The organism is Thermomonas sp., from assembly GCF_029945965.1.
Lineage (GTDB): Bacteria > Pseudomonadota > Gammaproteobacteria > Xanthomonadales > Xanthomonadaceae > Thermomonas.
This window is the reverse complement of the sequence record NZ_JAQSDO010000006.1, coordinates 138,724-156,983: the sequence shown is the minus strand read 5'-3', so window position 1 is coordinate 156,983 and position 18,260 is coordinate 138,724. Positions and strand designations below refer to the sequence as shown.

Genomic DNA, 18,260 nt, shown 5'->3' with positions numbered 1-18,260 from the left:
CATGCACCATCACACTTTTTCTGCTGCGATATTTTGTTCCTGCCTGACGCTTGCCGCATGCGGTGCCGACAAGACCGCGACAACGCAGCAACAAACCAGCGACGAGAGCCTGCCCCAGCCCGATGCGGCAGGTGGCTCGGTCACCGGCATGCCAAATCCCGGCACGCCGTCGGTGTTATCACCACCAGCAGATGGCCTGGCGACCGACAATGAGGATCCCGCAAAAGAGTCCGTCGACATCGCGACCGAGAACACCAGCACGGTCGATCCGAATCTGCCGGTGAGCCCACCGACCATCACGATCGAAGGCCCTTTAGGCAAGCCACCAGCGGATACCATGCCGGTCATGCCTGCACATCCGCCACATCCGCCTGAGGCCAGCGAACAATCGCAGGCAGTCCCCCCGCCTCCGAAATCCTGACCCGGTCTTCCTCCCAGCTCAAAGCGCGCAGGACCTTTTCATGAAACCGACGCTGCCGGTTTATTGCCTGGTTGTTTGCATGGCCGCGACCCTTGTCGCGTGCGAGCGCACGCCGCCTGCACCGGTGCCGACGGCGCCTGCCCCCAAGCCCACGGCTGAACCCGCAAAGCCAGCGCCACCAAGCACGACGACCGAACCCACAACTGAATCTGCGGCCAAGCCAGGCGAACAAACTGAAGACTGGGTGCTACCCGGTAGCCTGGGACCGCTGACCACACGGCTGGAACTGGAAGCGCGCTTCGGCAAAGTCAATCTGCACGAGGAGACCTTGTATGGCGCTGAAGGCAACGGCAGCTATCCCGTGTTGGTGGTGTTCCCGGACGACCCACGCAAGCGCCTGGAGCTTGTGCAGGATGCCGATAACCCGGACGCGCCGATCCAGGAACTGCGGGTGCCATCGCCGGATTCGCTCTGGCATGACAGTGCCGGGCTGCATACCGGCATGACTCTCGCCGAGCTGGTCGCGCTCAATGGCGCGCCGGTCAGCTTTTATGGCCTTGATTGGGACTACGGCGGCGTCGTGCAGGACTGGCATGGCGGCAAGTTGGCCAATGCCGTGGATGCCAGCATCTTCCGAAGGGTGGCCTTGGTTGCACGCAAGGGCACTGGCGATGCGCGCCTGCCGCATGGCGATGCCAGCTTCCGCAGCGACGATAATGGCTATCCGACGATCGGAAAGGATCTGGTGGTGGGCCAGCTCGGGATCAGTTGGCCCCACGAAGGCGAGGATTGAGCACGCGTGATGCGTTTGGATCGGTGAGCCGGGCCCGTCCTACAGTTCGAAGCGGTAGGACAACTTGACCAGCAGCTGCTCGTCGTCGCGCAGCGAGAACGCATCACCGAACTGACCGAATGCACCCGCAGCGTAGCCGTCGTACATGAAGCCGCCACGACCATAGACGATGTACAAATCGGACAGCGGCGCCAGCTCGTAGCGATAGCGGACCTGGAACCCCAGGTTGCGCAGGCTGAAGGGTTGCACGAGGTCATTGCTCGCCAGCGCACGCCCATCCGCAGCGATGCGCCACGGCTTCGGGTTGTCTGCATTCAGGCCCAATGCTTCCAGCTTGACCCGCAATTCCTGGCGGGTGCCGATATTCCAGTTGAGGCTGGCATTGAAATCGTTGCGGGACATCTGGAAGCCACTAACCAGGTTGTCGTGTTGCCAGACCAGGAATTCCTGGTCGGAGGTATGTCCCGCCCGAAACTCCAGGTTCAGAGCATCGTTGAAGTAATAGGTGGCACTGACAATGGTGTTCCACATCCGGGGCGTATCGCCACGCACTCCGCCGGCAACCGCAGCGCTGAGCTCGGCCCCCACCTTCCAGTTGCCACGTCGCGGCAGGATTCGATGGATATGTCCCCCGAAACCGGGCTCGGTACGCATGAGCCCGTTGCCACGAGTGATCCGGTCATCGAACGCAGCCGCGCTTGCCTGCAAATTCCAATGGAAATCGCCGCCGTCCCGGCGCTGGCTGTGGCGCGACATCTGGAATTGCCGTTGCAGCCAACGCCCATCGGTATTTTGCGAACCATCGATTCGCCATTGCCAGTTGTGCGACGCGTACGCCGATTCCTCGGGAAGGCCGGTGATGCGCCTGTCCACCTTGAACTGGCCGTAGTTGAGGTTGTTGCGTCCCAGATAACCGGCATCGTTGACCTCGAAATCCTTGCCGTAGTGGATCAGCAATCCGGTCACGCTCCACTCCTTGTCGAGCGTCTTCTGGGCCAGCGTGGTAAAGCCGAAGTCGCGGGTGTGCTTGCCGGCCACGTCGATGTCACTGCCGACCAAGGTCGAGGCTACGGTCAGGCTTGGATCCGGCTGCCAGCGGTGATCGAAGCCCAGCACGTTCGCGCTGCGATCCAGGAACGGGCGATCCACGCTGGTCAGCATCGCGCCAAGGGTTTGCGTGCCGAACGAACGTTGCAGGCGAAATGCCCCGAACCGACGGCCGGCATCGCCACGCTCGTCGGCAAGGAAGGCGCCGTACTGGGTGCCGCCGATGCTGCCGTTGAACTTGATCGCGCCAAGGATATCGGCCGGCCCGCTGCCATCGTCAGCCCCCGCGCCGATGCGGCGGGTGTAGAGCAACTGGCTGTTGTCCAGCAGCAACCCGAAATCGAAGAGCCCCTGGTTTTCGGTGAAAAACGGACGCTTGTCGCTGAAGAAGGTTTCCTCCGCGCTGAAGTTCACCACCAGTGAATCGCTCTCGACCTGGCCAAAATCGGGGTTGATGGTCGCGGTCAGTTGGAACTGGCCGCTGGGCTTCCAGAACACATCCACGCCGGCATTGAAGGCATTGTTCTTATTGACCAGGTCCTGCACGCCGACCACGTAGGGCGTAATCGCCAGCAACGATTGCGAATACGCCGGGATCTCGATCTTCTGGAACTGGTTGAGGAACTGCGGGCGCTCGAAGCTGATCGCCGGCCAGGCCATGCGCTGGTTGACGCTGCCAATCACGCGGTCCAGGTACACGGCAATGGTGCGCTTGTCGCCGCGCACCTTCTGCATCGTCGCGGTGTACCACGGGATCAGCATTTCGGCGGTCCATTCACCGTCGCCATCGACCACCGCGTGCTGCCAGTTGCCGTCCCAATCGCTGCTGAAGTTGCCGCCACTGGTCATCGTGGCGTCCTCGATGCCGTCGCTTGCACTCACCGTGAAGCTATACCCGCCGTGCCCATCGCCATCGAAGTCCACCATCAGGTTGACTCGGTCGATGTTGACCTCCTGGTCGCGGCGGCTGCGCTGGCGCGGGGTCTCGACCCCGGCGACTTTCTTGTTGCGGAACGCGATCGCCAAACCTTCCGGCGTGGCCTTTATCCAGGCTTCGGTCGGCTGGGTGGACACTGCCTGGGTGAACGGCTGGACCATCTTGAAATCGGTAACGTGTTGCGCCCCCTGCCATTCGGCCGGGTCGATCACACCATCGACTTTTATTTGCGCACCGGCTGCCTGCGCGAAGGCAGGCGAAGACAGCGCGGCCAGCATGGCCACGCACAGCAAGGAGGTTTTGGGGTGAAGTCGGCGCATCGGGATTCGTTGACTCACAGCAGGCTCGCAGCATCGAGCCGCAGGTCCCCTAACCTTAGCGGCCAAGCCGGCCATGTCTAACTGGCGGAGGTCATGCAAACCTTCGGCAGGGTTGCGTAATAAAGCAACAGCTGCTTCGTCGATCCAGTTAGTCAGTAATCAGCGCTTGGGCCGCAGCATCGTCCCGGTGCAATCCTTGGCGCCGCAGCGGCATTCCCAGATCTTCTTCAGGCGCGGCGTATGGCGTTCGGCCAGGGTGATGCCGTAGTCGTAAGTCAGTTCCTCGCCCGGCGTGATCGCGCGGATGGCTTCGATGAATACCTTGGACTTTTCCGGGTCGTCCTCGCTTTCATGCAGCACGGCTTCGCAGTTGGGCGCGCAGCTGTGGTTGATCCAGCGTGCGTCGTTGCCTTTGAAGTTGGCATCAATGACCCAAACTTCGTTGAGGGTAAACAGGAAGGTATGGCCAGAGTCCACATCGCCACTGTCTCCGGCATCCACTTCCTCATGCGTGCGGCGGATACCCTTGTATTCGATCAGGCGCTCGCCCTTGGCGAGCCTCTCGACGGCGAACATGCCGTTACCGTGGATGGCAGAAACTCGTGTGGCGATCTTCTTCGGCATGACGGGTCGGGCGATGAGGGGCGGCCATTGTCGCCCGAAGCATGTGCCGGTCGCCACGTGGAAGGCGCTAGATTTGCAAACAGCAAGGCCGATAGCCTAACTTGGGTGGACGCCATCATTGATGCCATCCCGTCGATACCACGGTCAAACGCAAGCGCAAGCCAGCACCCCGCGCGATTGCCGGATGGCGCGAATGGATCCATTTGCCAGTGCTCCTGGCGCAGCCGATCAAGGCCAAATTGGACACCGGTGCCCGCACTTCCGCGCTGCATGCGTTTGACCTTGAGCCATTTGAAGTCGATGGCGCGCCTTGGATTGCCTTCGCCATCCACCCGGCGCAGCGCCAGGCGCACCCGGAGGTGCTGTGCCGGGCGCCCTTGCTTGGCCAGCGGCTAATCACCAGCTCCAGCGGCCACCAGCAACTGCGCTACGTGATCCGCACCGAAGCCCACATCGGCGAGACCCGCTTTTCCATGGACCTCAGCCTGGCTGATCGCGACCAGATGGGCTTCCGCCTGCTGATCGGGCGTGAGGCAATGCGCCGCCGCCTGCTGGTCGACCCCTCCCGCTCGTACCAGTTGTCCCAGCGCTGATCCGCGCCGGACGACCCTAACCGGAGACAGCATATGAAGATTGCACTGCTCTGCCGCAATGCCGAGCTGTATTCGCACAAACGCCTGATCGAGGCCGCTGAGGCGCGCGGCCACGAGATCGAGGCGATCAACCACATCCGCTGCTACATCGACGTGGCCTCGCACCGTCCGGCAATCCACTACAACGGGCGCAAGCTCATTGGGATCGATGCGGTGATCCCGCGCATCGGTGCCTCGGTCACCTTCTTCGGCACCGCGGTGGTGCGCCAGTTCGAGATGATGGGCGTGTACTCGGTCAACGAGTCGGTCGGCATCTCACGCTCGCGCGACAAGCTGCGCAGCCTGCAGCTACTTTCACGCGAAGGCATCGGCCTACCAGTCACGGTGTTCGCCCACAAGACCTCCAATGCCGAGCATATCCTCGACATCATTGGCGGCGCGCCAGTGATCATCAAACTGCTCGAGGGCACGCAAGGCATCGGCGTGGTGCTGGGCGAAACCAAGAAGGCGGCCGAAAGCATCATCCAGGCCTTCGGCGGCGTGAACACCAATATCCTGGTGCAGGAGTTTGTGAAGGAAGCCAATGCCGAGGACATCCGCTGCCTGGTGATCGGCGACAAGGTGGTCGCATCGATGATGCGCCGGGGCAAGGAAGGCGACTTCCGTTCCAACCTGCATCGCGGCGGCTCGGCCTTTCCCATCAAGATCACCCCACAGGAACGTGCGACGGCCATTGGTTCCTCAAAAGCGCTTGGCCTGAGCGTGTGCGGCGTGGACATGCTGCGCTCCAACCACGGGCCGGTGGTGATGGAAGTCAATTCGTCGCCGGGGCTGGAGGGCATCGAGAAAGCGACCAACGTACCCGTGGCGGAAATGATCATCGAATTCATCGAAAAGCACGCCAAGGCCGGCAAGACCCGCACCAGAGGGAAGGGCTGACACCTTGGGCCGCGCGCCCTTTGAAATCGGTGGTATCTCGATCGCGCCAGGCGAGCGGCAGAACATCAGCTTGCCGCTGAGCGTCATGTCGAACCACACGCCGATCAACTTGCCGATCCACGTCGCGCACGGCAAGCGCGAAGGCCCGACCATGTTCGTCAGTGCCGCGATCCATGGTGACGAGGTCGTGGGCGTGGAGATCGTGCGCAGGCTGCTATCCGGCAAGGTGCTCAACGACATCGCCGGCACCGCACTGATGGTGCCGATCGTCAATGCCTTCGGGTTCATCGGCCACAGCCGCTACCTGCCCGACCGCCGTGACCTCAACCGCTCGTTTCCCGGCAACGCCAACGGCTCCCTTGCGGCGCAGCTGGCGCACCTGTTCCTGAGCCAGGTCGTGGGCCGCTCCGACGTCGGCATCGACCTGCATACCGCGGCGATCAACCGCTCCAACCTGCCGCAAATCCGGGTCGACACCACCGACGAGCGCGCCCTGCAGATGGCCATGGCGTTCGCGCCACCCCTGCTCAAGCATGCCGCGCTGCGACAGGGCTCCTTGCGCGATGCGGCGGCCGCGCGTGGCGTGCCGGTGATCGTCTATGAATGCGGCGAAGCACTGCGCTTCGACGAGGTCTCGATCCGGGTCGGCGTGCAAGGCGTGATCCGCGCGATGACCAGCCTGGGCATGCTGCGACGTCGCAAGCAGGCGACCAGCGCTCCGTCCGAGGTGTTGATCTCCGACCAGAGCCAATGGCTGCGTGCCAGCGATGGCGGCATCTTCCGTGCCTACCGCACGATCGGCCACCACGTGGCGGTCGATGACCTGATCGGGGTGATCGCGGACCCATTCGGCGAAACCCAGCGCGAGGTGCGCTCGCCACTTGCCGGCCTGATCATCGGCCGCACCAACGTGCCGGCGGTCAATCAGGGCGATGCCCTGTTCCACATCGCCACGATCCGCAATCTGGATGCCGTGCAGGAAGGCGCGCGGCTGGACATCCGGCTCGAACCGCAGCTGCTGGAGGACGAGGACGAGATCCTCTGATTTCTCTAGGGATGCCTGCCCGTTTCCAGCGGCCGCTTGGCCTTCGTCGCTCGAAACCGTACAATTCCGGTACGCTTTCAACCAAGTAGCAAATCCAACGCCATGCTGCGCGTCACCAAGCTCACCGATTACGCCACTGTCGTCCTGACCGCACTTGCCGCGCGGCCCGACGTGGTGCTCAGCGCCCCGGAGCTGGCCGAACAGGCCGGACTGGAAGCGCCGACCGTCGCCAAAGTGCTCAAGCCACTGGCGCAAGCCGGTCTGGTGGAAGGCTTCCGTGGTGCCAACGGCGGCTATCGGCTGGCCCGCGCTGCCGAGACGATTACCCTGATCGAAATTGTCGAGGCGATGGAAGGCCCGCTCGGCATGACCGAATGCAGCGTGCATGCCGGCCAGTGCGGGATCGAGGACAGCTGCGGCGTGCGCGCCAACTGGCGGCACATCAATGACGTGGTTGCCGATGCCCTGCGCGGCGTCAGCCTGGCCCAGATGCTGGCACCGCCACCCGTCCTCGCAACGTCGCCGCGCCGCATCGCCATGCAGCTGGCCAGCGCCTGAGGTCCACTTTATGAATACCGAAAACGCCCAAATCCACGAGCAGCTTGGCCGCAAATACGAGGCCGGCTTCATCACCGACATCGAATCCGATTCGCTGCCGCCAGGCCTGTCGGAAGACATCATCCGTGCGCTGTCGAGCATCAAGGACGAGCCGGAGTGGATGACCGACTGGCGACTGGCCGCCTACCGGCACTTTTTGACCATGCCGGTGCCGGACTGGGCCAAGCTCAAGATCGGCCCGATCAACCTGCAGGCGCTCAGCTATTACAGCGCGCCGAAGGCGAAGTACGCCTCGCTCGCCGAAGTCCCGCAGGAATTGCTGGACACCTACGACAAGCTCGGCGTGCCGCTGCATGAACGCGCGAAGCTTGCAGGCGTGGCGGTCGATGCCGTGTTCGACTCGGTCAGCGTAGGCACCACCTACCGCAAGGAACTGGCGGAAAAGGGCGTGCTGTTCTGTTCGATGAGCGAAGCGATCCGTGAGTACCCGGACATCGTGCGCAAATATCTTGGCAGCGTGGTGCCGACCGGCGATAACTATTTCGCCGCGCTCAATTCGGCGGTGTTCTCCGATGGCAGCTTCGTGTTCATCCCCAAGGGCGTGCGTTGCCCGATGGAGTTGAGCACCTACTTCCGCATCAATGCCAACCACACCGGCCAGTTCGAGCGCACCCTGATTGTCGCCGAGGAGCGCTCGCACGTTTCCTACCTGGAAGGCTGCACTGCGCCGATGCGCGACGAGAACCAGCTGCATGCCGCAGTCGTCGAACTGGTTGTGCTGGACGATGCCGAAATCAAATACAGCACCGTGCAGAACTGGTACCCGGGCGACGAAAACGGTGTTGGCGGCATCTACAATTTCGTGACCAAGCGCGCCGAATGCCGTGGCGCGCGCAGCAAGGTGACCTGGACCCAGGTCGAGACCGGCAGCGCCATCACCTGGAAGTACCCGAGCTGCGTGCTGCTCGGCGACGACAGCGTCGGCGAATTCCATTCGGTCGCGCTGACCCACCACCGCCAGCAGGCTGATACCGGCACCAAGATGATCCATATCGGCAAACGCACCAAGTCGAAGATCGTCAGCAAGGGCATCAGCGCCGGCTACGGGCAGAACAGCTATCGCGGACTGGTGAAAGTGACATCGGGCGCGGACGGCGCACGTAACCACACCCAGTGCGACAGCTTGCTGATTGGCAAGCAATGCGGCGCGCACACGTTCCCGTATATCGAAGTCAAGAATCCCGATGCGATCGTCGAACACGAAGCGACCACATCCAAGATCAGTGACGACCAGCTGTTCTATTGCCGCAGTCGTGGTCTCGCCCAGGAAGATGCGGTCTCGCTGATCGTCGACGGCTTCTGCAAGTCGGTGTTCCGCGAACTGCCGATGGAATTCGCGGTGGAAGCCAAGAAGCTGCTGGACGTGTCACTGGAAGGCGCCGTTGGGTGAGCGGGCGCGCTTTGCCGATGCCCTATCGGTATCGGCAGCGCACGTGAACGCCCGGCCAGGGATGGCCGGGCCGGACAGCCCGAAAAGACAATTTCGCGCCATGGATGGCAACTTGAATGAATGAGACTCAAAACATGTTGAAAATCGAAAACCTCCACGCGTCCATTGCCGGCAAGGAAATCCTCAAGGGCCTCACCCTCGATGTGCAGCCCGGACAGGTGCACGCGATCATGGGTCCGAACGGTGCTGGCAAGTCCACGCTCGGCAACATCCTGGCCGGTCGCGAGGGCTATGACATCACTGCCGGCACGGTGGAGTTCGAGGGCCAGAACCTGCTGGCGCTGGAACCCGAAGAACGTGCCGCCGCCGGCGTGTTCCTGGCCTTTCAGTACCCGGTGGAAATCCCCGGCGTGAACAACACCTACTTCCTGCGCGCAGCGCTGAATGCGCAACGCAAGGCGCGTGGCGAAGGCGAACTGGATTCGATGCAGTTCCTCAAGCGCGTGCGCGAGAAGCTTGCCGTGCTCGACCTCAAGGATGAGCTGCTGCATCGCGGTCTCAACGAGGGTTTCAGCGGCGGCGAAAAGAAGCGCAACGAGATCTTCCAGCTCGCCCTGCTGGAACCGAAGCTGGCGATCCTGGACGAAACCGATTCCGGCCTCGACATCGACGCGATGAAGTCGGTCGCCGACGGCGTGAACTCGCTGCGCGATGCCGGCCGCAGCTTCCTGGTCATTACCCATTACCAGCGCCTGCTTGACTACATCAAGCCGGACTTTGTGCACGTGCTGGCCGATGGCCGCATCGTCGAAAGCGGCGGTCCGGAACTTGCGCTGGAACTGGAAGCGCATGGCTATGCCTGGATCAAGGACCGGGTCAGCCCGGAAGCCGCATGAGCGTATTGCTCGACTCATTGACCGCCGGCTTTGACGGCGATCCAGCACGCCGCGCGGCACTCGATGCGCTGTTGCGCGATGGCTTGCCGCATGCGCGTGTCGAAGCGTGGAAGTACACGCCGTTGCGCGCGCTGGAGCGTCGCATTTTCGTGGCCGCAGATTCGACGCCCGAAACAGACACCGAGCTATTGGCGGGCATTCCCGCGCCACGGCTGGTGTTCGTCAACGGACAGTTCGATGTCGCGTCCAGTGACTACGCAGCCGTTTCCGCTGGCGTCACCATCGACATCATCGGCACTCCTGTTGAGAACACGATCGAGCTTGATGCCGATGCACCGTTCGCTCGCCTCAATACAGTGCTGGCGCACACAGGCGTCGCCATTCGCATTGAAGCCGACGCTGAAGCATCCGCGCCCATCCATATCGTCTGTATCGGTACACCACTGGCCGCCGATGCCGCCTGGCATCTGCGCCATCGGATCGAACTCGATACGAGCGCCAATTGCACCGTGATAGAGCACCTACTCGCATCCGGCGAACACGCACACATGTCGACCACCCGCAGCGAGATCGTCTTGGGCGACGGCGCGCGGCTGATCCACGCCCGGATGCAGGACGAAGCGGTCCGTGCGACCAGCTTCCTGCGCACCGACGCGGCGCTTGCCGACAATGCGCATTACACGCGAATCGACCTGGAACTTGGTGGTGGGCTTTCGCGGCATGAACTCAATGTGCTGTTGCAAGGCAATGGCGCACGCGTCAACGCCGATGGCGTGTTGCTGGCCGATGGCAAACGTCACCTGGATACGCGGCTTGGCATCGAGCACATCGGGCGCGACACGGTCTGCGCACTGCGCTGGCGCGGGCTGGCCTCGCAACGCGGCAAGGCCGTGTTCCATGGCGGCATCACCATCCATGCCGGCGCCGATGGCAGCGAAGCCGATCTGTCGAACAAGAACCTGCTGCTGTCCAACGAGGCGGAGATCGACACCCAGCCGGTGCTGGAAATCTATGCCGACGAGGTCAAGGCGGCGCACGGGGCGACCGTCGGCCAACTCGATCCCACTGCGCTGTTCTACCTGCGCTCGCGCGGCCTGACGGAAGCCGATGCACGGCGCCTTCTGACCGCGGCGTTCTGCCGAGAAATCGTATCTGGCATCGATGACGCAAGCCTGCGTACTCAATTGGAGTCCGCGCTGGAACGCGCACTGGCGCGGGTGGTTGCGGCGCGGGTGGTTGCGGCATGAGTGGCGCGCCTGACTGGACGGTAGTTCGCGGCGATTTTCCGCTGCTGACCCGCACGGTGCATGGCAAGCCACTGGTCTATCTGGATTCGGCCAATACCGGGCAAAAGCCCGAGTGCGTGATTGCGTCCGTCGATGATTTTTTCCGCCGATACAATGCCAATGTCAGTCGCGCGGTGCATACGCTGGGCAGCGAAGCCACCGAAGCCTATGAAGCCGCGCGCGGCAAGCTGGCCCGCTTCCTCAATGTGCGCGACGACGAACTAGTCCTGTGCAGCGGCACCACCTTCGCGATCAACCTGGTTGCCTACTCGTGGGCACTGCCGCGCCTGCAACCCGGTGACGTGATCCTGCTGACACGCATGGAGCACCACGCCAACATCGTGCCGTGGCAATTGATCGCCCAGCGCACCGGCGCGGTCATCAGGGTCGCCGATCTCCTGCCCGATGGATCTCTCGATCTCGACGCGTTGTTCGCAGCGATGACACTCGAGGTCAAGCTGCTCGGCGTAACCCATGTCAGCAATGTGCTTGGCACGATCAATCCAGTTGCGACCATCTGCCGCGAAGCGCGCAAGCGCGGGATCATCACGGTGGTCGATGGCTCGCAGGCAGTGCCGCATATGGCGGTCGACATCCCCGCGATTGGTTGCGATTTCTATGCGCTGACCGGCCACAAGATGTGCGGGCCAACCGGCACCGGCGTGCTATGGGCGAAGCGCGAACACCTCGAAGCGATGCCGCCCTTCCTCGGTGGCGGCGAGATGATCAAGGAAGTGCGTTTCGACGGCACCGTTTTCAACGATCCGCCGCACCGCTTCGAGGCTGGCACCCCGAATATCGCCGGTCATATCGGCCTTGGTGCCGCAGTCGATTACCTGTCCGACTTGGGCATGGACAATATCGCCGCGCGCGAAGCCGAACTGCTGGCGCACGCGACCGAGGCGATGTCGCAAATTGACGGACTGCGCATTATTGGTACCGCGCCCGACAAGGCTGCAGTGATCAGTTTCCTGGTCGAAGGCGCGCATGCACACGACCTGGCCACCCTGCTCGATCTTGAAGGTGTAGCGGTGCGCTCCGGCCACCATTGCGCGCATCCATTGATGCAGTTCTTCGGTGTGCCGGCAACCTGCCGCGCGTCGTTCGCGTTCTATAACACGCATGACGAAGTCGAGGCCTTCGCCGCCGCGCTGGTCAAGGTCCGTCGGTTGCTCGCATGAGCATGCTGGCGTTCCGCCATGCAGGTGAAGCCGACGTCGACGCGATCGTGGTGTTGGTCGAAGCCAGCTATCGTGGTGACGCCAGCCGCGCCGGCTGGACAACCGAAGCGGATCTGCTGGACGGCATGCGCATCGACGCGCAGCGCGTGCGCGAAGATCTTGAACGCGATGGCAGCCTGGTGCTGCTCGGCGAACGCGACAGCCAGATGCTCTCCTGCGCAAATATTTGCATCGAAGATGGCGCCGGATATTTCGGCATGTTCTCGGTATTGCCGGGCTTGCAAGGCGGCGGCATCGGCAAGCAGATGCTGGCCGAAGCCGAACGCATCGCCCGCGATGATTGGCAGCTGCCGGTCATGCGCATGACCGTCATCGACGTGCGCGATGAACTGATTGCGTTCTACCAACGCCGTGGTTACCACCGCACCGGCATCCACAAGCCCTTTCCGTATGGCGATGCGCGTTTCGGCATTCCCAAGCGCAACGACCTGCGTTTCGAAGTCCTTGAAAAGGAGCTTCGGCATGACTGAGCAGATGGCTGGATGGGTGCAGGTCTGCCCGTTGAGCCAGCTGTTGCCCGGCGAGATGAACGTGGCCTGGGACGGCGACACCGCCATCGCGGTGTTCAACTTCGACGGCGCGCTATACGCGCTGGAAGACCGCTGCTCGCACGAGGACTTCGAGTTGTCCGCTGGCCATTTCGATGGCGAGAACGCCACCATCGAATGCGTCCTGCACGGTGCCCGCTTCGATGTGCGAGATGGCAGTGCCCTGTGCGCACCAGCGTACGAGCCCGCAGTCAGGTTTCCGGTCAAGGTCGAAGACGGCATCGTCTATACCCGCGACGACCGCGACTGAGCCCAATTTCTTGGTTACAGGTCTGTGCATAGCCCTCCATGCACAGAAAGTTGTTGCGAATGATTATCGTTCGTGCCTAAATATGCGTCACAACAAGGCCGCCAGATGCGGCTTTATCCTTTTTGGACGACGCCCCCAAATGACACAGATCACCCACATCCAGCAAGCGGTTCCACGCCAGTTCCGCAACCTCCTCGCCAGCGCAATCCTGCTGGTACTGATCGCACCTGCAGCCGGCTTCGCTGCTGGAGCTCCGGTTGATTCCCCGTCAAGCGAAGCGGTCGACGAGAATCCCAAGGACCTCGATCGGGTCAAGGTGGTCGGTGATCGGTATCTGCCCGACTACGCTGCGCGAAGCATCCGTGGCGCCACCAAGACCGACACACCGCTGCTGGATGTCCCGCAGGCGGTAACCGTGGTCACCGACAAGCTGGTGGCCGACCAGGGCATCACCAGCATGGGTGATGCCTTCCGTTACATGCCCGGTGTCGGCACCGCCCAAGGCGAAGGCAACCGCGATACACCGGTGCTGCGCGGCAACAGCACTACTGCCGATTTCTTCGTGGACGGCATACGCGACGACGTGCAGTACTTCCGCGATGTCTACAACCTGGAGCGCGTCGAGGCACTGAAAGGCGCAAACGCGATGATCTTCGGTCGTGGCGGCAGCGGCGGTGTAATCAACCGGGTCACCCGTCAGGCCGATGGCATGGATCACCGCAGCGGTTCCGTCCAGTTCGGTGCCAACCAACGCAGGCGTGGCACGCTGGATTACGGCACGGGCATCGGCAGTGACGCTGGCTTCCGTATCAACGCGATGTACGAGAACTCCGGCAGCTTCCGCGATGGCGTCAACGTCAAGCGCTACGGCGCAAATCCCACTTTCGGAATCGACTTCGGCAAAGACACCCGCCTGCAGCTGTCCTACGAGCGCTTCCACGATGAGCGCACCGCCGACCGTGGGATTCCGTCCTTCCAGGGCAAGCCGGTCGTCACTGATCCATCGACCTTCTTCGGCAACCCCGCCCTCAGCGTGACCGCGACGACCGTGGATGCGTTCGATGTGACGCTTGACCGCGCCTTCAGCGATAACTTTAGCCTGCGCAACCATCTGCGCTGGGCCGACTACGACAAGATGTACCAGAACGTCTTCCCCAGCTCGGTCGATGCAACAGGCACTCTGGTCACGCTGGCGGCCTACAGCAATGCCACCCAGCGGCGGAACCTGTTCAACCAGACTGACCTGGTCTGGAAACTGTCTACTGGCAGCGTCCAGCACACGATCCTGGCGGGCGCCGAACTGGGCCGCCAGGTCACTGAAAACTTTCGCCAAACTGGCTACTTCTCGGCTGGCAGCAGTGTGGTGCCTCTCGCAAACCCGACGGTGAATGTGCCGGTCGAGTTCCGCCAGAGCGCCACGGATGCCGACAACCACGGCGTCGCCACGGTCGCCGCGTTCTACCTGCAGGATCAAATCGAATTGTCGCCACGTTGGCAGGCGATCATCGGCCTGCGTCATGACGATTTCCGCGTGGATCTGCGCAACAACCGCACAGCTGAGGTCCTCCGCAGCGAAGACAGCATGCTTTCGCCGCGCGCCGGGCTGGTCTACAAGCCGCTCGACAACGTCTCGTTCTACGCCAGCTACAGCAAGGCATTCCAGCCACGCGCCGGTGACCAGCTGGCGTCGCTCAAGGCCGACAACGCATCATTGACGCCGGAAACCTCACGCAACCGCGAAATCGGCGCCAAGTGGGACCTCAAGCCTGACCTGCAGGCGAGCCTGGCGGTGTACCGCCTGGATCGCGGCAATGTGGCGGTCGCGGATCCGGCCGATGTCACCAAAATGGTCCTGGTCGACGGGCAGTATGTCCGCGGCGTGGAACTGGGCCTTGCGGGCCGCGTCACCGATGCCTGGCAACTGATGGGCGGTTATGCGTACCAGGCTGGCGAAATCACCGCGACGCAGTCGGCCACCGCGATCAGGGGGAACCGTCTGGCACAGTTGCCCCGGAATTCAGCTTCACTATGGAACCGCTACGACATCAACCAGACGATCGGCGTCGGGCTCGGTATCGTCTATCGCGGGTCGATCTACGCCAACGTGGACAACACCGTCGCACTGCCTGCATTTACCCGCTTCGACGGCGCGATTTACTGGACCTTGAATCCGGCGCTGCAACTGCAACTCAACATCGAGAACCTGGCCAACACGCGCTACTTCGCCAGTGCCCACAGCAACAACAACATCAGCCCGGGGGCGCCGCGCAGCGCGTGGGTCAGTTTGAACTACCACTTCTGAAACCAGGTAGCGTCGAGCCAACCCGAATCAGCAGGAGCTCGCCGCCGCCATCCAGCACATGGCGCATACGCTTGTCTTCAGCAACCAGGATCGCGGTATCACCCATCTGCATCGTGCCCAGGCCTGAGTCGTCGGCGAAGCGTGCCTGACCCGCCAGCATGTGCACGGCCCAGGCCTCGCCTGGGTCGACGAACATCACCATGGTGCCGACCAATGGCCGGTGCCATAGCTGCGCAGTGCAGCTGTCGCGTTTCCACATCATGTTGAAGTCGCGGGTAGGCCCGTCGATCAGTTCACCGAACGCCGCATGTTCGCCGGCGAAACGCAGCTTGTGATGCGGGGGCAGCAACTCATGCACGCCACCAGCACTGTCGTGATCAAAACGCAGGCGCAGGCCGTTACCGGAAAGCAGGACCAGCTCGCGCTCCATGCCGGGAAATGCCGAGAACGGTGCATCGGCTTCGATCTCGGCGATCGACAGCCGCCATTGCCAGTCGTCGCTGTCGGGTACGCGCAGGATTTCCGATGTCCAGCCGGCGCCGTTTTTCCAGCGCATGCGGTTGTAGCCGCTCGCCGGCAATATTCGCGAGGATCCTGCTGCGCCCGAACCTTCCTGTTTCATGCAGGGAGTTTATACGCCGCAACCCGCCCGGTTCGCACCGGGCGGGTGTCTGCAAATTCAGCAATGCAATTGCTGATGGCGATGCCTGCAAGGGTCAGCGGCGGGCAACCGGCTTCGGTGCTGTGGCCACGCGCACAGCGGGCTTGGCGCCATTGGCAGCCGGACGCACCGGGCCGATCACGATACGGTCGCGGTTCTTCTCGACCGTCTTCAAGCCAATTCCCTTTACCAGAGCCAGTTGCTCGGGACTGCGGAACGCGCCGTTCGCCTTGCGATGGTCGACGATGGCTTGCGCCTTGGTCGGGCCCACGTTCACGAGCACACGGTCGATGGTGGCGGCATCGGCGGTATTGATATTGACGGTCTCGCCGGCAAGGGCGCTACCAGCCAGCACCAGCGACAGGATCAGCGAGGAAAACAGGGTGGTCAGCGACTTCATGGTGATCTCCGGGTTTGGTATTGAGGTGGTTGGTGTGATCCGGAAGCGCGGGCTGCGATCCGGTGTGCACAGGTTGCCGATGCGCCGGCATCGTCGATATCGGCCACTGCCGCATCGAATTGCGGGTCTATGACGCAACAACGGGTAGGGAAAGCCCTACCCATAACGGCCCCGCAACAATCACGGCGCTAGAATCATGGATCTGGAATCACGGATCGAACAGGAGAACCCGAACCATGGATGCAAGCCAGATCAGCACATTCGTCGACCACAAATGGGAATCGGAAATCGTGCCGCAGCTTGTGGACTACATCCGCATCCCCAACAAGTCGCCGATGTTCGATGCCGATTGGGTCGCCAATGGCCACATGGAACGCGCGGTTGAGCTGATGGAAGCATGGGCGCGCGCGCAAACCGTTGCCGGCATGCAACTCGAAGTGGTGCGACTGGAAGAGCGCACGCCGCTGATCTTTATCGACATCCCCGCCTCGGGTGCAGATGTCGGTGAGGATTGCGTGCTGCTGTACGGACACCTCGACAAGCAACCTGAAATGACTGGCTGGGACGAAGGCCTTGGCCCGTGGGAACCCGTGCTCAAGGGCGACCGGCTGTATGGCCGCGGTGGTGCCGATGACGGCTACGCGATCTTCGGTTCGCTGGCCGCGATCATGGCGCTGCAGGCGCAGGGCGCGCCGCATGCGCGCTGCGTGGTGTTGATCGAAGCCTGCGAGGAATCCGGCAGCTACGACCTGCCCGCCTACGTCGATCACCTCGCCGATCGCATCGGCAAACCGTCTTTGGTCGTGTGCCTGGACTCGGGCTGCGGCAATTATGATCAGTTGTGGTGCACCACTTCGCTGCGCGGCATGGCCGGCGGCAACCTCACGGTGAAGGTGCTGGAAGAAGGCGTGCACTCGGGCGATGCATCCGGCATCGTGCCGTCGAGTTTCCGCATCATCCGCCAGTTGTTGTCGCGGATCGAGGATGAAGCCACCGGTCGCATCCTGATCGAAGACCTGCATGCGGATATTCCCGCCGAACGGCGTACGCAGGCAGCGAAGGTGGCCGAGGTACTTGGCACTGCGGTCTACGACAAGTTCCCGTTCCTGCCGGGGATGACACCGATGGACCACGACACCACCGAGCTGGTTCTCAATCGCACCTGGCGACCGGCGCTGTCGGTCACCGGCGCCGATGGCATCCCGCCGCTTGCATCAGCCGGCAACGTGCTGCGCCCGTTGACTGCACTCAAGCTCAGCCTGCGCCTGCCGCCGACCCTGGATGGCAAGCGTGCCGGCGAATTGTTGCAGGACATCCTGTTGCGCGATCCACCGAACGGCGCCGAGGTCACACTGAAACTGGAAAAGGCGGCCACCGGCTGGAATGCACCGGCATTGTCACCGTGGCTTGCATCGGCGATTGAACAGGCTAGCCAGGAGTTCTTCGGCCAACCCGCGATGTACATGGGCGAAGGTGGCTCGATCCCGTTCATGGGCATGCTCGGCGAGAAGTTCCCGGGTGCACAGTTCATGATCACCGGCGTGCTGGGCCCGCATTCAAATGCACACGGCCCGAACGAGTTCCTGCACATCCCGATGGGCAAGCGGGTCACCAGCAGCGTCGCGCGCGTCCTCACCGAACACCACGCAGCCAGCCTGCGCGGCGAGACCACCGGTGTTGCAGTAGTTCCCGGCGGCGAGCAGCACGGCGATCACGGCTGCTGCTGACAGGCAGTTAACCCGTCGCCATCGAACTTTGACGCCCCGCATCGCGGGGCGTTTTCATTTTGGCAGGCGGTCAAGCGGCCAGACTGGCCCACAATGTGCGCAGGCTGAGTCCTATCTCCAGCATGCCGACTGCGTACGCTCGAGCACGCACCTGCCTCGATCCGCATAAGCGCATAACCAGCCATCCTTTCCGGGCATGGGAACGCAGCCATAGCCTGCATG

At 62.6% G+C, this 18,260-nt stretch carries 18 protein-coding genes; 13 read left to right on the top strand and 5 right to left on the bottom strand.

Annotated elements, in window-relative coordinates; genetic code table 11:
- Positions 1 to 9: 9 nt before the first annotated feature.
- Positions 10 to 348: a hypothetical protein gene (locus PSV05_RS02025; protein ID WP_300060695.1), complete on the bottom strand. Its 339-nt coding sequence runs from the start codon at positions 346 to 348 to the stop codon at positions 10 to 12.
- A 113-nt stretch (positions 349 to 461) separates the two neighbouring features.
- On the opposite strand from PSV05_RS02025, the gene PSV05_RS02020 reads away from it, so the two are divergent.
- Positions 462 to 1,214, top strand: coding sequence for a hypothetical protein (locus PSV05_RS02020; protein ID WP_300060692.1), 753 nt, complete (start codon positions 462 to 464; stop codon positions 1,212 to 1,214).
- A 39-nt stretch (positions 1,215 to 1,253) separates the two neighbouring features.
- On the opposite strand, the gene PSV05_RS02015 is transcribed toward PSV05_RS02020, so the two are convergent.
- Complete coding sequence (locus PSV05_RS02015; RefSeq protein WP_300060689.1) at positions 1,254 to 3,518, bottom strand: DUF5916 domain-containing protein; 2,265 nt, start codon at positions 3,516 to 3,518, stop codon at positions 1,254 to 1,256.
- 159 nt (positions 3,519 to 3,677) lie between these two features.
- Entirely contained in the window at positions 3,678 to 4,142 is a 465-nt protein-coding gene (locus PSV05_RS02010; protein WP_300060686.1) for an SET domain-containing protein-lysine N-methyltransferase, read from the bottom strand.
- Between the two features lie 176 nt (positions 4,143 to 4,318).
- Here PSV05_RS02010 and PSV05_RS02005 point away from each other — a divergent pair, with 176 nt between their 5' ends.
- The 11 genes from PSV05_RS02005 (at position 4,319) to PSV05_RS01955 (ending at position 15,250) form a co-directional block, all read left to right on the top strand.
- Positions 4,319 to 4,735 carry a RimK/LysX family protein gene (locus PSV05_RS02005; RefSeq protein WP_300061340.1) on the top strand — a complete coding sequence of 139 codons (417 nt, stop codon included), beginning with the start codon at positions 4,319 to 4,321 and terminating at the stop codon, positions 4,733 to 4,735.
- 33 nt (positions 4,736 to 4,768) lie between these two features.
- Positions 4,769 to 5,674: a 30S ribosomal protein S6--L-glutamate ligase gene (gene rimK / locus PSV05_RS02000; RefSeq protein ID WP_300060683.1), complete on the top strand. Its 906-nt coding sequence runs from the start codon at positions 4,769 to 4,771 to the stop codon at positions 5,672 to 5,674.
- A 4-nt stretch (positions 5,675 to 5,678) separates the two neighbouring features.
- Positions 5,679 to 6,719 carry a succinylglutamate desuccinylase/aspartoacylase family protein gene (locus PSV05_RS01995; protein WP_300060680.1) on the top strand — a complete coding sequence of 347 codons (1,041 nt, stop codon included), beginning with the start codon at positions 5,679 to 5,681 and terminating at the stop codon, positions 6,717 to 6,719.
- A 102-nt stretch (positions 6,720 to 6,821) separates the two neighbouring features.
- On the top strand, positions 6,822 to 7,277 hold the full coding sequence (locus tag PSV05_RS01990) for an SUF system Fe-S cluster assembly regulator (RefSeq protein WP_300060678.1): 456 nt from the start codon (positions 6,822 to 6,824) through the stop codon (positions 7,275 to 7,277).
- Between the two features lie 10 nt (positions 7,278 to 7,287).
- Positions 7,288 to 8,727 carry a Fe-S cluster assembly protein SufB gene (gene sufB, locus PSV05_RS01985; protein WP_300060675.1) on the top strand — a complete coding sequence of 480 codons (1,440 nt, stop codon included), beginning with the start codon at positions 7,288 to 7,290 and terminating at the stop codon, positions 8,725 to 8,727.
- A gap of 134 nt (positions 8,728 to 8,861) precedes the next feature.
- Positions 8,862 to 9,623 carry a Fe-S cluster assembly ATPase SufC gene (gene sufC, locus PSV05_RS01980; RefSeq protein WP_300060672.1) on the top strand — a complete coding sequence of 254 codons (762 nt, stop codon included), beginning with the start codon at positions 8,862 to 8,864 and terminating at the stop codon, positions 9,621 to 9,623.
- A complete protein-coding gene (gene sufD / locus PSV05_RS01975; protein ID WP_300060669.1) occupies positions 9,620 to 10,870 on the top strand; it encodes a Fe-S cluster assembly protein SufD in 1,251 nt (416 codons plus the stop codon). Before sufC ends, sufD begins: the two co-directional genes overlap by 4 nt.
- The gene (locus PSV05_RS01970) at positions 10,867 to 12,090 is read left to right on the top strand and encodes a cysteine desulfurase (protein WP_300060666.1); all 1,224 of its coding nucleotides are present in this window, start codon (positions 10,867 to 10,869) and stop codon (positions 12,088 to 12,090) included. Before sufD ends, PSV05_RS01970 begins: the two co-directional genes overlap by 4 nt.
- Positions 12,087 to 12,620, top strand: coding sequence for a GNAT family N-acetyltransferase (locus tag PSV05_RS01965; protein WP_300060663.1), 534 nt, complete (start codon positions 12,087 to 12,089; stop codon positions 12,618 to 12,620). Before PSV05_RS01970 ends, PSV05_RS01965 begins: the two co-directional genes overlap by 4 nt.
- Complete coding sequence (locus PSV05_RS01960) at positions 12,613 to 12,948, top strand: non-heme iron oxygenase ferredoxin subunit (RefSeq protein ID WP_300060660.1); 336 nt, start codon at positions 12,613 to 12,615, stop codon at positions 12,946 to 12,948. Before PSV05_RS01965 ends, PSV05_RS01960 begins: the two co-directional genes overlap by 8 nt.
- 139 nt (positions 12,949 to 13,087) lie before the next feature.
- Positions 13,088 to 15,250, top strand: a complete 2,163-nt coding sequence (locus PSV05_RS01955; protein WP_300060657.1) for a TonB-dependent siderophore receptor — start codon at positions 13,088 to 13,090, stop codon at positions 15,248 to 15,250.
- Here PSV05_RS01955 and PSV05_RS01950 read toward each other — a convergent pair.
- Positions 15,228 to 15,872 (bottom strand): HutD family protein, encoded by a 645-nt coding sequence (locus PSV05_RS01950; RefSeq protein WP_300060654.1) that lies wholly within the window; start codon positions 15,870 to 15,872, stop codon positions 15,228 to 15,230. The two genes, PSV05_RS01955 and PSV05_RS01950, sit on opposite strands and share 23 nt — an antisense overlap.
- 94 nt (positions 15,873 to 15,966) lie before the next feature.
- On the bottom strand, positions 15,967 to 16,311 hold the full coding sequence (locus PSV05_RS01945; RefSeq protein ID WP_300060651.1) for a helix-hairpin-helix domain-containing protein: 345 nt from the start codon (positions 16,309 to 16,311) through the stop codon (positions 15,967 to 15,969).
- A 236-nt stretch (positions 16,312 to 16,547) separates the two neighbouring features.
- Here PSV05_RS01945 and PSV05_RS01940 point away from each other — a divergent pair, with 236 nt between their 5' ends.
- Entirely contained in the window at positions 16,548 to 18,038 is a 1,491-nt protein-coding gene (locus PSV05_RS01940; RefSeq protein WP_300060648.1) for a M20 family metallopeptidase, read from the top strand.
- The last annotated feature ends 222 nt before the right edge of the window (positions 18,039 to 18,260 follow it).

What these genes read in the sequence shown, in the direction of transcription:
- PSV05_RS02025 (WP_300060695.1), bottom strand. Translation starts at nt 348, where the DNA reads ATGACCGGCATGGTATCCGCTGGTGGCTTGCCTAAAGGGCCTTCGATC.
- PSV05_RS02020 (WP_300060692.1), top strand. Translation starts at nt 462, where the DNA reads ATGAAACCGACGCTGCCGGTTTATTGCCTGGTTGTTTGCATGGCCGCG.
- PSV05_RS02015 (WP_300060689.1), bottom strand. Translation starts at nt 3,518, where the DNA reads ATGCGCCGACTTCACCCCAAAACCTCCTTGCTGTGCGTGGCCATGCTG.
- PSV05_RS02010 (WP_300060686.1), bottom strand. Translation starts at nt 4,142, where the DNA reads ATGCCGAAGAAGATCGCCACACGAGTTTCTGCCATCCACGGTAACGGC.
- rimK (WP_300060683.1), top strand. Translation starts at nt 4,769, where the DNA reads ATGAAGATTGCACTGCTCTGCCGCAATGCCGAGCTGTATTCGCACAAA.
- PSV05_RS01990 (WP_300060678.1), top strand. Translation starts at nt 6,822, where the DNA reads ATGCTGCGCGTCACCAAGCTCACCGATTACGCCACTGTCGTCCTGACC.
- sufB (WP_300060675.1), top strand. Translation starts at nt 7,288, where the DNA reads ATGAATACCGAAAACGCCCAAATCCACGAGCAGCTTGGCCGCAAATAC.
- sufC (WP_300060672.1), top strand. Translation starts at nt 8,862, where the DNA reads ATGTTGAAAATCGAAAACCTCCACGCGTCCATTGCCGGCAAGGAAATC.
- sufD (WP_300060669.1), top strand. Translation starts at nt 9,620, where the DNA reads ATGAGCGTATTGCTCGACTCATTGACCGCCGGCTTTGACGGCGATCCA.
- PSV05_RS01970 (WP_300060666.1), top strand. Translation starts at nt 10,867, where the DNA reads ATGAGTGGCGCGCCTGACTGGACGGTAGTTCGCGGCGATTTTCCGCTG.
- PSV05_RS01965 (WP_300060663.1), top strand. Translation starts at nt 12,087, where the DNA reads ATGAGCATGCTGGCGTTCCGCCATGCAGGTGAAGCCGACGTCGACGCG.
- PSV05_RS01960 (WP_300060660.1), top strand. Translation starts at nt 12,613, where the DNA reads ATGACTGAGCAGATGGCTGGATGGGTGCAGGTCTGCCCGTTGAGCCAG.
- PSV05_RS01955 (WP_300060657.1), top strand. Translation starts at nt 13,088, where the DNA reads ATGACACAGATCACCCACATCCAGCAAGCGGTTCCACGCCAGTTCCGC.
- PSV05_RS01950 (WP_300060654.1), bottom strand. Translation starts at nt 15,872, where the DNA reads ATGAAACAGGAAGGTTCGGGCGCAGCAGGATCCTCGCGAATATTGCCG.
- PSV05_RS01945 (WP_300060651.1), bottom strand. Translation starts at nt 16,311, where the DNA reads ATGAAGTCGCTGACCACCCTGTTTTCCTCGCTGATCCTGTCGCTGGTG.
- PSV05_RS01940 (WP_300060648.1), top strand. Translation starts at nt 16,548, where the DNA reads ATGGATGCAAGCCAGATCAGCACATTCGTCGACCACAAATGGGAATCG.